The sequence below is a fragment of the Thioflexithrix psekupsensis genome (assembly GCF_002149925.1).
Lineage (GTDB): Bacteria > Pseudomonadota > Gammaproteobacteria > Beggiatoales > Beggiatoaceae > Thioflexithrix > Thioflexithrix psekupsensis.
Genome location: NZ_MSLT01000012.1, coordinates 33,519 through 46,478 on the forward strand (window position 1 = coordinate 33,519; position 12,960 = coordinate 46,478).

Here is a 12,960-nt window from a genome sequence, read left to right on the forward strand (position 1 = left end):
AAGAAAATTGAATGGCAACGAAATCAAACCCAATACGCCGTCCGCGTCATTACTTTTGACATTTGCTGCATTAACCAAGGAATCGGTTTGGGCAGAGGAACGCCGCCGTGTTTAACGGCAACCGTGGCGTGATGGGCTTCGTCTTGACGCATTTGTTCTAAAATAGCGCGACTTTTTTGATCGGGTTCAGGAAGACGGGATAAATGATCATTAATGTGCGCGACCACTTGGCGTTCCGTCTCTGCAACAAAACCTAAACTCCATTTATCTCCCACCATTCCCGCCACGCTACCAATAGTAAATGATCCTAAATACCACACAGGATTGAGAAAACTCACGTGACTGCCCAAATCTGTCACGCGCTGCTGACACCAACGCAAATGATCATGTTCTTCCAGTGCAGAACGTTTCATATTTTCTTGAACCTGCACGCTGCGCGCCGTCAACGCCTGCCCTTGATACAAGGCTTGTGCGGCCACTTCGCCTGCGTGATTAATGCGCATTAAACGGGCAGATAATTGTTTTTCAGCCGCGTCCATTTCGCCATCCATTAGGTTTTGACTGGGATCGGCACGGCCAGTGCTAAGTGGCTCTCCAAATACCGTGCGCACGGCTTGATCAAAATTGATAATTAAATCGTCTAAAGGACTGTATTTACGTTGCATATTATCTCTCCATTATTGAGAAAATTATTTGTACAGCCAAACCCGCATTAACGATAATAATTTATCAATATCAACAGGTTTAGTTAGATAATCATTTGCGCCCGCTTCAATACATTTTACCTTATCATCTTTCATGGCTTTGGCTGTGAGGGCGATAATGGGTAATTTACGAAATTCAGCTTGTTTGCGAATCGCCTGCATGGTTTCATAACCGTCCATTTCTGGCATCATAATATCCATGAGAATAAGATCAATATTCTTTTTCTGCTTTAAAATCGCTAACGCCTCAATTCCATTATTGGCAATACTGACCTCCATATCCTTGTCTTCTAATACCGTCATTAAGGCAAAAGTATTGCGCATATCATCATCCACCAATAGCACTTTTTTATGCGCTAAAATGGCTTCTTTATCATGCACCATACGCAACATTTGTTGCTTTTCTTCTGATAAAGTATTGGCGATTTGGTGCATGAATAACGTCGCTTCATCTAATAATCGTTCGGGAGAAGCCACCGATTTTACCGTTAAGCTGTCTTCAAAACGTTTTAAGGTTTGTTCTTCATCTTCAGTTAAAGTACGATTAGCATAAAGAATAACAGGAATTTTTGCCCATTCTTCCTCTTTAACTAATTGCGATAATAAAGCCAATCCTTGCGCATTTTCTACATCCACATCTAAAACAATGGCATCAAATTGAACGTGCGGTTGTTTTAATTGCGCAATGCCTTCGCTGACCGTGTGGCATATTGTGCATTCCACATCTTTATCTGCAATCACTTTAAACATTGCTTCTTGATGTTGGGCATTGTCAACGATTAATAACAAGTGTTTAATCACTTGTTCAATCACTTCTGATAATTTTTCAAATGCCTGCGTTAATTCGCCCATATTCACAGGTTTTAATAAATAACCCATTGCGCCCATTCGCTTGGCATTACGGGCTTGATCTGAGCCTGAAATAAAGTGTACAGGAATATGTCGCGTATCCGAATTATCTTTTAATTTTTCCAATACCGTTAAGCCATCAATTCGCGGCAAACCCACATCTAAAATAATCGCATCAGGTTTATAACGATGCACCAATTCTAATCCAGTATTGCCGTCTTCCGCACGGATACATTTAAAACCTTTCTCATGCGCCAATTCAACCAACATATTGGCAAAAGTACGATCATCTTCCATCACCAATAAAGTTTTATCATTGTGATGTAAAATATCTCGATCATCATGTAATTTATCACTGGATGCTACCGTTTCTTTAGGCGCAGCAGAATAGACAGGAGCCGTTTCTTTATCCTTATTTAATTTGGTATGGGGCGAAGAGGTGGAATCAGAAATTTGATTTAAATCATTCAAGGTTTGATTTAAAATAGATTGCTCAGGTAAAAAGGTTGATTTTTTACCATTATTATTTAAATTAAGAGAGAATAATAAAATAAACGTGCTGCCCACATTCACTTCACTGGTTAAGAATAAATCGCCCCCCAATAACCGCGCCAATTGTCGAGAAATCGCCAAACCCAATCCCGTGCCACCATAACGGCGACTGGTGGTGCCATCGGCTTGTTGAAACGCCTCGAAAATAATCGCTTGCTTGTCTTTAGGCACGCCAATACCCGTATCATTGACACTGATCATTAAATAATCATTAGACGGATTATATTGTTTTTCTCTCAAAAACGCCGCACTGGGACGCGCCAAAGTTAAAGTCACTTGCCCTTGTTCAGTAAATTTAAACGCATTGGATAATAGATTATTAATAATCTGTTTTAACCGCTGCCCATCGGTATGAATCACATCAGGCACATTAGCCTCGCGGATAATTTTAAATGACAGATGCTTTTCCTCTGCCAAATGGTGAAATTTCTGCTCCACAGAAGCCAATAATTCTTGAATAGGACAAGGTTCTCGATTAATCTCAATTCGCCCTGCTTCCACCTTGGATAAATCCAAAATTTCATTAATCAGCGTCAGTAAATCTGCCCCTGCGCTGTGAATGGTTTTGGCATATTCCAATTGTTTCTCCGTTAAATTCCCCTCTGCATTGCGTACTAACAATTGCGCGAGAATTAATAAACTGTTTAATGGCGTGCGCAATTCATGCGACATATTGGCCAAAAATTCAGATTTATAACGGCTGGCCAATTCCAATTCTTTGGCTTTACTTTCAATGGCAATTCGTGCCGATTCTAACACTTTATTCTTATCTTGAACGGCTAAACGTTGGCGTTCTAATTCAATTGTACGGGATTGCAATTCTTCATTGGCTTGTCGCAATTCTTCTTGTTGCGTTTGCAATTCTTCTGATTGACTTTGCAACTCTTCATTGGCTTGTTGCAATTCGGATTGTTGGCGTTGTAATAACTCCGTTTGCTGCTCCATTTCTCGCGCTTGCAATTGCGTTTGTTCTAATAGCGCGGCCATCAAAGTGCGAGAAGTCGCTGAATGCACCGCAATGGCAATGCTATTACTGACTTGATTTAAGAATTCTAATTGCAGCGAAGTAAAGCCGCTTAATGTCGCTATTTCCAACACCCCTTTTAAATTGCCTTCATATAAAAAAGGAGTCACCACAATATGTTTTGGCGCACTGCCACCTAAACCCGTTTGCACATATAAATAATCCTCTGGCGGCTGTGCAATCACAAAGGTTTTGCGTTCCAATGCCGCTTGGCCAATTAAACCTTCCCCAATACTAAACTCATGTTTGGCATGTTTGCGCCACACATAAGCGTGGCTGGCCACCATTTTTAAATAAGGCTGATCCGTTTCCTCATCATAAAGCAAATAAATCGCACCCACTTGCGCCCCTAAATAGGGAACAAGATAATTCACAATATTCTCCGCCAATGTGACAATATTTTGCTCACCACTGACTTTATTACTTAATTCAGTTTGTCCCGTTTTTAACCAATCTTGTTCTTGAGTTAATTTTACCGCTTCGCGTAAATTTAATAACATATTGGATAAAGCCAAACCAAACTCATCTTTTTCAGAGAGCAATTTAATCTCATTATTATAATCGCCACTGGCGATGGCTTTGGCTTGATGAATGGTGTCTAAAATACTGTATTTAAGTTGATGGGCATAATTCACCAATTCCGCAACTTCATCCTTACCAATATAAGCAATATCTTGGCATAAATTAGGTTGTCCTTGACTTAATAAATATAAATGCTCATTCACTTGGCGCAATGGTTTTAAAATGCGTCGCGTTAATAAGTAAATAGAGACCAAGGCTAAAGCCACACCCAGAACACCAATTAACATAATCGTGAAAAAAGCCACACGAGATTGATGCACAATATCTGCCGTAGGAATATTGACAGCCACCATCCATTTAGAATAATTATTTCCTATTTCAATAGGATAACCAAAAGTTAAAATCATTTCTTGGAGCAAAACAGAATAACGTTCTAAGAAAAATTCTCGATGCTGCATAACAGTATCAATATAACGCTGTTCCACGCCCACTTCTTGTAATGTTTTACCTAAACGATGGGTCGCATCCTCACGACTTGTTCCCACTAAAATACCCGTCCGTGAATAAACCGCCACATAAGCCTCTTCAAAACCATCAATACTAATCTTTTCAAAATAATTAGCAAATTGTTTTATCGATAAATTAATACAAGCAACACCTAAAAATTGCTTATTTTTACCCAAAATAGGCACGACCAAAGAAGTCATCAAAACAGGTTTATTTTGCACATTATATTCATAAGGTTCTATAATCTCAGGTTGTAATGAACGTTTAGGATAAAGATACCAACTTTCAGTGTTATAACCTGTGGTGGGTTCTAGCATTCCATTTTTCTGTGAATCCAATGTCCAATAAGGGACAAAACGTCCCGTCGCATCGTGACCAATTGCATTGACATATTCCGCATCTCGACCATCAAACGCATTGGGTTCAAATACAACTGCGACTCCCGTATATTCAGGATGTGTTTCAATAAATTCTTTTAGAAAAATATTGGCATCTTCTCTGGTAAAATTCAGGTGTCTATTTTCAGCAAATAAAGCAAACATTTGTGTCAATAATTCAGAATTACCAAGCGCATCTTCTAATTTAGAATCTATCACAGAGGCATAAGAAACGGCTAATTTTTGGGTAAAGGCATTGACTTTTTCTTCGGTTAATTGCTCAATTTTCTTATTCACAAAGAAAGAAATACTTAATACGACGGTCGCAATTAATACACTGCTAACCAACATAAATTTACTGCTCATTTTTAATTGATTAAAATGAATTCTCACTGGACAATCTCCCTGTATTAAAATTACTGCGCTGCAACATTTTGTTGCGGTCTCTTTAAGCTATGCTACACTAGCGTGCGCAATGATTCATCTTTTACCTTTTACCTTAGAATTTACCCATTATGCGAATTACGGCAATATATCCCGGTACCTTCGATCCCATTACTCATGGTCACAGCGACATTGCGCGGCGCGCTGCGGTTTTATTTGACCACGTGATTGTCGCTGTCGCTGCCAATCCTGCTAAGGCACCGATTTTCAGCCTTGAGGAGCGTGTTGGTTTGGCACAGACGGTCTTGGCTGATTTAGAAGCGGTTGAGGTGCGTGGTTTCGACGGCTTACTGGCCGAATTTGCCACCCAATGCCAAGCCAATGTGATTGTACGCGGATTACGTGTCGTATCTGATTTTGAATACGAATTTCAATTGGCAGGCATGAATCGTACTCTTATTCCTTCCATTGAAACGATTTTCCTGACTCCAGCGACTCAATATACCTATATCTCTTCTAGTTTGGTACGTGAAATTGCTTTTCTAGGTGGGCCGATTAAGGATTTTGTTCACCCTCAAGTGCTGTCTGCTTTGTCGGAAAAGTGCAAAAAAACACGGAGATAAGCCTTGTCAACGCCTGATATTTTTTCCTATCGCCCTTATTGGGCGCAGCGTTTTGGCACTGCACCTGTGTTACCCATGAGTCGAGCGGAAATGGACGAATTGGGCTGGGACAGTTGCGATGTGATTATTGTCACTGGGGATGCTTACGTGGATCATCCCAGTTTTGGCATGGCGATTATTGGGCGTTTACTGGAAGCGCAAGGGTTTCGTGTGGGCATTATCGCACAACCACAGTGGCAAGATACAAGTGATTTTATGGCATTGGGTCAACCGAATTTATTTTTTGGGATTACATCTGGTAATATGGATTCAATGGTGAATCGCTACACGGCTGATCGTAAAGTGCGCAGCGATGATGCTTACACGCCCAATGGAATCGCAGGAAAACGCCCCGACCGCAGCGTATTAGTGTATAGCCACCGGTGTCGTGAGGCTTATCCTGAGGTGCCGATTGTTTTAGGGGGAATTGAGGCGAGTTTGCGTCGTATTGCTCATTATGATTATTGGTCAGACAAAATTCGTCGTTCAATATTACTTGATGCCCATGCCGATATTCTACTTTATGGGAATGCCGAGCGGGCTTTAGTGGCTTTGGCACATCGTTTGGCGCGCCGCGAGCCGATTGAGCAGATTACGGATTTACGCGGAACGGTTTTTGTACGTCAACAGTTGCCCGAAGACTGGACAAGCATCGCTTCTTCTCAATTGGATCAACCAGGTCCCCTGAATCCGCCTGTGAATCCTTACGCCATGAGTCCGAGTGAAAATAGCACCGTTCAATCTCAAAATGAAAAACAAAAAATTAATCTTGTTCCACGTTCTGTGCTAAATAAAGAAAAAACGTATATCGAATTGCCGTCTTTTGATCAAGTGCGCAGCGATCCGATTTGGTACGCTCATGCTTCTCGTTTACTGCATTTGGAATCGAATCCACACAATGCGCGGGTTTTAACCCAAGCGCACGGCAAGCAATGGTTGTGGGTAAATCCGCCGCCGTGGCCACTGACTACGCCAGAAATGGATCGTTTATACGAATTACCTTATACCCGTCAACCGCATCCATTTTATCAAGGGCAATCAATTCCTGCTTATGAAATGATCCGTTTTTCGATTACAATTATGCGGGGATGTTTTGGTGGTTGTAGTTTTTGTTCGATTACAGAACACGAAGGACGTATTATTCAAAATCGTTCTGAAGATTCGATTGTGCAGGAAATTGAGACGATTCGGGATCAAGTACCGGGTTTTACGGGGATTATTTCCGATTTGGGCGGCCCAACGGCGAATATGTACCGTTTACACTGCAAAAGTCGAGAGATTGAAGCCCATTGTCGGCGTTTATCCTGCGTTTATCCCAGTATTTGTAAGAATTTAAACACCGATCACGCGCCTTTAATCCGTTTATACCGACGAGCGCGGGCTTTACCCGGTATAAAAAAGGTACTGGTTGCGTCGGGTTTGCGCTACGATTTGGCGGTAGAGTCGCCAGATTACGTCAAGGAATTGGTGACACATCACGTCGGCGGTTATTTAAAAATCGCGCCTGAGCATACAGAATCAGCCCCATTAAGCAAAATGATGAAGCCGGGCATGGCGGCTTATGATCGTTTTAAAATTTTATTCGATCAGTATTCTAAAGCGGCAGGAAAAGAGCAGTACTTAATCCCTTATTTTATTGCGGCGCATCCCGGCACCAGCGACGAGGACATGTTGAATTTAGCTTTGTGGCTAAAACGCAATCAATTCCGTGCCGATCAAGTGCAGGCGTTTTTGCCATCGCCTATGGCTTTGGCAACCACCATGTATCATACAGGTTACAATCCATTGCAAGCAGTACGACGCAACAGTGAGCGCGTACACACTGCAAAAGGACTACGCGCTCGACGTTTACACAAGGCGTTTTTGCGTTACCACGATCCTGAAAATTGGCCGTTATTACGCGAGGCTTTAAAGAAAATGGGACGCGCTGATTTAATTGGTTCGGGTAAGCACCATTTAATTCCCGCTTATCAACCCCCATCTAAAACTGAACCTAAAACTCCAATAATTCCCGCTCAAAAAACCCGTTTATTTAAAACACAACACACTCATGCCATTCCCATAAAAAGAAAACGAACGCGATAATATTTTTTGTCAGAATCAGAATTTCCAATTGACCTTACCCGCAAAACGGACGGTATTTCATCATGTCACTCACTGCCAATGATTGGTTAAAGAAAATACGAGAATTACCTCTGCCCGAAAAAATAAAAGTCATTAATGTGTGCGGCGGACATGAACGTGCCATTACCACCGCTGGTTTACGTTCCGCTTTACCTGAGGCGATTGAATTAATACCCGGGCCGGGTTGTCCGGTGTGTATTTGTCCTGAAGAAGATATTTATATGGCGATTCAATTGGCTTTGCATGAATCGGTGATTTTGGTGGCATTTGGGGATATGTTGCGCGTGCCGGTGAATGTGGCTAAAGGAGAAATTCGCTCCTTACAACAGGCAAAAGCCGCCGGTGCGGATATTCGCCCTATCGCTTCGCCTTTGGAAGCCCTACATATCGCACAACACCATCCCGATCAAGCGGTGGTTTTTTTTGCCGCAGGATTTGAAACCACGATGGCACCGGTAGCGGCTTTGTTGGTGCAAGGAATTCCGGAGAATTTATCTATTTTATTATCAGGGCGTTTGACGTGGCCGGCGGTGGATATGCTGCTGCGTACCGGACAAGCCACATTCGACGGTGTTATTGCGCCCGGACATGTCGCCACCGTTATGGGTGCAGAAGAATGGACGTTTATTGTTGAAAAATATGGTTTACCGGCGGCGGTGGCGGGGTTTACGCCGGTGAGTTTATTGGCTGCGTTATATTCGGTGCTACGCCAACATGTGGAAGGTCGGCTGTTTTTGGACAACTGCTATCCTGAATTGGTCAGCGCACACGGCAACAAAACCGCACACACTCATCTACATCACGTCTTTACTGTGACCGCAGCGATGTGGCGTGGGATTGGGATTATTGCGGATTCGGGTTTTAGTTTACGCGAGGCGCGTTATGATGCGCGCTGGCGTTTTCCCGATTGTGCGACAAACGCTTCCAACCGCAAACGGGCGGGAGAAATGCCAGCGGGATGTGATTGTGCGCGGGTGGTGTTGGGACAAATTTATCCCGATGGTTGCCGTTTGTATGGTACGGCTTGCACCCCCCGTTCTCCGGTTGGGCCGTGTATGGTTTCCGACGAGGGCGCGTGCCGTATTTGGTGGAGTGTGGGAATTCGATCCACTGCGCCTACGGCGCAACCTGCGGAAATAACACCAGAATTGTCTATTGGCCGCGAATAATGGGCTAAAACAGGCTGAATATCGTTTTTGCCGCGTCGCTGAATCGCTAGGGCGGCAACAGCAATAACCGAATTACACCGCGGCAGTCGTTGTGGCTGTGTTTTGGGATAATTTGAAGATGTGATGGTTAAGACGGCTTTTATGGCGCGCCGCTTTATTCTTATGAATCAAGCCTTTATCTGCCATTCGATCAATCACAGGCACAGCCACTTGATAAGCCGCTTTGGCTTCTTCGGTGTTGCCGGTTTCGATGGCTTTAACCACTTTTTTGATGTAAGTGCGCAACATGGAGCGTTGGCTGGCGTTTTGTTGACGACGTTTTTCGGATTGACGCGCACGTTTTGCGGCTTGGGGTGAATTGGCCAAAATGGAAACTCCTGCTAAGGTAAGAATCAAAAATCATTAGGGATAAACGATTTAATCCTTAAATATGCTGGTTTTTTTTCAATTTGTCAAGAAAATTTTAGTGTATTGTTTCTTTTTGAGGGATTGGGTAGGGTTTAAATGGAGGATGGCTGGCGCATATTCTGAACGATTCTATCAATCACGTCATTCTGGTATAGTGAATCACTTGCTCATATTGATCAGACATTGATAGGAGCAGGTTTTTAATGGCGGTTATCCAACCCTTAGTTATTTACAATCACTCGAAGGAATACATACGTGACGGTACAACTTTCGGATCGTGTACAAACGATCAAACCCTCTCCAACGCTGGCTGTGACCAATCGTGCCGCTGAAATGCGCGCCGCAGGGCATGACATCATCGGCTTGGGCGCAGGTGAACCCGATTTCGATACTCCCCAACATATCAAAGAAGCCGCTATCGCTGCCTTGAATCGCGGTTTAACCAAGTATACCGCCGTCGAAGGCACGCCTTCTTTAAAAAAAGCCATTGTTGAGAAATTCGCCCGCGAAAATCAACTGACTTATACCGCAAAACAAATTCTGGTCTCTGTTGGCGGTAAGCACAGTTTTTATAATTTAGCTCAAGCCCTGTTAAATCCCGGTGATGAAGTGATTATTCCTGCGCCTTATTGGGTTTCTTATCCTGATATGTGCTTGTTAGCGGGGGCGGTGCCGGTGATTGTGAGTGCGGGGATTGAGCAGAATTTTAAATTAACTCCCGAACAAATCGCCGCTGCTATTACGGATAAAACGCGTTTATTCGTGTTAAATAGTCCTTCTAATCCCACTGGCGTTCATTACACGAATGAAGAATTAGCGGCTTTGGGTAAGATGTTGTTAAATTATCCTCATGTTTTGGTGGCGACGGATGATATGTACGAACATATTTTGTGGGAGGGAATGCCGTTTAAAAACATTTTGAATTTCACACCAGAATTGTACGAGCGTACTATTGTGTTAAATGGTGTATCTAAAGCGTATGCCATGACAGGATGGCGCATTGGTTACGCGGCAGGCCCTGAGCCGTTAATAAAAGCAATGGGAAATATTCAGTCCCAAAGTACCTCTAATCCCACTTCTATCGCACAATATGCCGCTGAAGCCGCACTGAATGGTGATCAATCTTTTATTGCCGATATGGTTAAGGTGTTTAAAGAGCGTCATGATTTTGTGTTAAGTGAGTTGTTAAAGATTGATGGTGTGAGATGTTCACCGTGTCAGGGAACGTTTTATATTTTTCCCAGTTTTGAAGGGGTCATTGCACGCATGGGGATGAAGGATGATTTGGCTTTAGCGGAGTATTTGATTGAGAAAGCGGGTGTGGCGTTGGTGCCGGGGTCGGCGTTTGGTGCGCCGGGCTATGGACGTATATCTTTCGCCACCAGTATGGAAAATTTACAAAAAGCCATGCAACGTTTACAAACCGCCTTGGCGTAGTTAGTCCTCCCTTCTCACCGCGTCTATAACGCCTTAAATCCCAAACACGGGGCTTTAGTCCCCGTGTGTGTTTGGGTCAGCTTATTGATTTTTTTTAAGATTTTAAAAAATCTGTTTGAGAGTTAAATACTTCCTAATGTCTTCTTCTATCTTTTTAAATAAATCGCAATCAGTGAATTTATCATTAACTTTTAAAAGCTCTGTAATGGAAACTCTCGAATTAAAATACTCTCCTATTTTGCTTGTTTTTTCTTCTTCAGGCTTGATTGAATTATTTGCTAATTCTTCTATTTCACTTTTCTCTTTAGCTTCTAATTCTTTAGATATATTGACTAAAAATTTTTCTATAAACTTATAAAGATGATGACCCTTCATAAACAAATAAGCATTTGTCTCATTTAAACCTAATTCACTAAGTCCTTTTAAAAATTCATCGTCAGGGAACAAGTTATTATGATTGAATGTTTGTATTTTTTGAGAAACTGATTCTTGAATTATCTTGAGTTTCTCTTTGTAATTACCGTGATTTATCTCATATTTGTTAGGAATTATATCGCCAAAAGTTACGATTTTTCCAAATTCCCCTATTGAAAAATCGGCGGATTTACCTATGTGCTTACAGTAAAGATTTAAAACCAATAATGGGTATATTATTTTAGAATATTCTGTTAGAAAATCACACAAATCAACAAGTTGTTTTGTACTGTTTGTGGCTTTGACGCAAAGAGAGTTTAAACTTTCTGCATAACATTTTAAATTTTCTATCGCATACGCATAAGTTTGAAAAATATATGGATTTTGGGCAATTTCTTTACCACATTCTGATTGCAGAATATAATCATAATCACTATCTAGGCAAATAAGATAGTTCTTTCCTGTATTAGAAAATAATTTGATAAGACTATCTTTTCCTGTGGTCAAATTATCCCCTGAATGAGGTGAAATATCGAAGCGAATTTGTGCTTGTTTTTGATAAGGCTCAAGAATACCGTACCAAAAACGAACATCAGCATAACTTTCCACAAAAACCAATATTTTTGATCGTGTGGGAGATAATTCGTTACGCTTTTCCTGAAAATCTGCTAATCGAATCAAGATATTGACCTATCTTTAACTGTTAAATGACTAAGTTCAAAGACTCGATCTCCCCACCCTTTCATAATAAGACCAGGGGAATGCGTCGCAAGAATTAATTGGACATTAGGATTTAATCCACGAATATAATTAATAAGATTTTCCTGCCAATCAATATGCAAAGATATTTCAGGTTCATCCATTAACAAAAGAGAAGGCTGGTTATCTTGCACCAATACAGTCAATAAAATAATTAAAAGCTGCTTTTCTCCTGATGACAATTCGTAAGCATTAATCTCTTTATCACCTAATAAAAATTCAAGCTGATTTTTATCCCGATTCACTTTCTTGTTCGTTTCTGAAAATAGCGTATCGATAATCCCTAAAAATTTCTCTTGTGAAAAAGTAATTTTTTGAAATTTTTCAGCAACATCATCATAAGAAGAATGCTCTTGTTCTGATTTAAGCAGTTTTTCTTTTTTTCTACTCAGATTCAACTGGTAATCCATATATTTTATTTGTAATTGATGGATGTGCCAATCTAATTCTGTTTTAACTCGATCATCAGAGAGCTTTTGTACGGCTTCAATAGGCTTTAGTCTCGTATCGAAGGTACGGATTAAATTTTTTTTAATTTTTGAAAATTTCAAATATTGTAATGATATATCTTTTGAAGAAAGATTAGATTTATTATTACCATAAATAATAATCGTATCATCACTAAATGATAGTTTTATCTCATTAACATGGGCAAATAGTGATGTTTCTCTATATCCATCTCTTTCTTCCATTTTTGCTCTGATAGAATACAATAATGATTTTTTCTCTCTATAAATCTGCATTTTACTAAAATCAAAAGCATTATGAATCAAATCAAGTATTGTACTTTTTCCACTGCCATTAATTCCAGATAAAATATTCACATCAGCCTGTAAATTCCACTCAATGTCATAACGTCCCCAAAGCCCGTAGATTTCAACTTTTTTAATAATTAAATTAGTCATAGTAATAATATTGTCCTTTTGTAAAATTAAATGAGCGTAAAGCAAATTATCAACTGTTCATTCAAACCGTGTCAAGCCATTACTGTGTTATTTTTTATTCTAAATTCTCAGCAGACGTAATTCTTGAGTTCTTCGGAGATGTTACGGATAACAAACTACACCC

General features: G+C 40.9%; 9 protein-coding genes. 4 read left to right on the forward strand and 5 right to left on the reverse strand.

All coding sequences use genetic code 11. The features are described 5' to 3' along the window. Positions 1 to 23 precede the first annotated feature (23 nt). Together coq7 and TPSD3_RS05290 are read right to left on the reverse strand one after the other, a co-directional pair. On the reverse strand, positions 24 to 665 hold the full coding sequence (gene coq7 / locus TPSD3_RS05285) for a 2-polyprenyl-3-methyl-6-methoxy-1,4-benzoquinone monooxygenase (protein ID WP_086487543.1): 642 nt from the start codon (positions 663 to 665) through the stop codon (positions 24 to 26). 24 nt (positions 666 to 689) lie between these two features. Next, positions 690 to 4,928, reverse strand: a complete 4,239-nt coding sequence (locus tag TPSD3_RS05290) for a response regulator (RefSeq protein WP_086487544.1) — start codon at positions 4,926 to 4,928, stop codon at positions 690 to 692. 122 nt (positions 4,929 to 5,050) lie between these two features. Between TPSD3_RS05290 and coaD the strand changes: the two genes are divergently transcribed. The 3 genes from coaD (at position 5,051) to hypD (ending at position 8,874) form a co-directional block, all read left to right on the forward strand. Next, positions 5,051 to 5,542, forward strand: coding sequence for a pantetheine-phosphate adenylyltransferase (coaD, locus tag TPSD3_RS05295; RefSeq protein ID WP_086487545.1), 492 nt, complete (start codon positions 5,051 to 5,053; stop codon positions 5,540 to 5,542). A 75-nt stretch (positions 5,543 to 5,617) separates the two neighbouring features. Next, the gene (locus TPSD3_RS05300; RefSeq protein WP_217884423.1) at positions 5,618 to 7,666 is read left to right on the forward strand and encodes a YgiQ family radical SAM protein; all 2,049 of its coding nucleotides are present in this window, start codon (positions 5,618 to 5,620) and stop codon (positions 7,664 to 7,666) included. Positions 7,667 to 7,728: 62 nt separating this feature from the next. Then, positions 7,729 to 8,874 carry a hydrogenase formation protein HypD gene (hypD, locus tag TPSD3_RS05305; RefSeq protein WP_086487547.1) on the forward strand — a complete coding sequence of 382 codons (1,146 nt, stop codon included), beginning with the start codon at positions 7,729 to 7,731 and terminating at the stop codon, positions 8,872 to 8,874. Positions 8,875 to 8,946: 72 nt separating this feature from the next. Here the strand turns inward: hypD and rpsT are convergent, their stop codons facing one another. Then, positions 8,947 to 9,240: a 30S ribosomal protein S20 gene (gene rpsT / locus TPSD3_RS05310; RefSeq protein WP_086487548.1), complete on the reverse strand. Its 294-nt coding sequence runs from the start codon at positions 9,238 to 9,240 to the stop codon at positions 8,947 to 8,949. Positions 9,241 to 9,537: 297 nt separating this feature from the next. On the opposite strand from rpsT, the gene TPSD3_RS05315 reads away from it, so the two are divergent. Beyond that, positions 9,538 to 10,719: a pyridoxal phosphate-dependent aminotransferase gene (locus TPSD3_RS05315; RefSeq protein WP_086487549.1), complete on the forward strand. Its 1,182-nt coding sequence runs from the start codon at positions 9,538 to 9,540 to the stop codon at positions 10,717 to 10,719. Between the two features lie 102 nt (positions 10,720 to 10,821). Here TPSD3_RS05315 and TPSD3_RS05320 read toward each other — a convergent pair whose 3' ends face one another. Then, positions 10,822 to 11,814, reverse strand: coding sequence for a DUF4435 domain-containing protein (locus TPSD3_RS05320; protein WP_176329744.1), 993 nt, complete (start codon positions 11,812 to 11,814; stop codon positions 10,822 to 10,824). After that, positions 11,811 to 12,797 carry an AAA family ATPase gene (locus tag TPSD3_RS05325; protein ID WP_086487551.1) on the reverse strand — a complete coding sequence of 329 codons (987 nt, stop codon included), beginning with the start codon at positions 12,795 to 12,797 and terminating at the stop codon, positions 11,811 to 11,813. Before TPSD3_RS05325 ends, TPSD3_RS05320 begins: the two co-directional genes overlap by 4 nt. Positions 12,798 to 12,960: the final 163 nt, after the last annotated feature.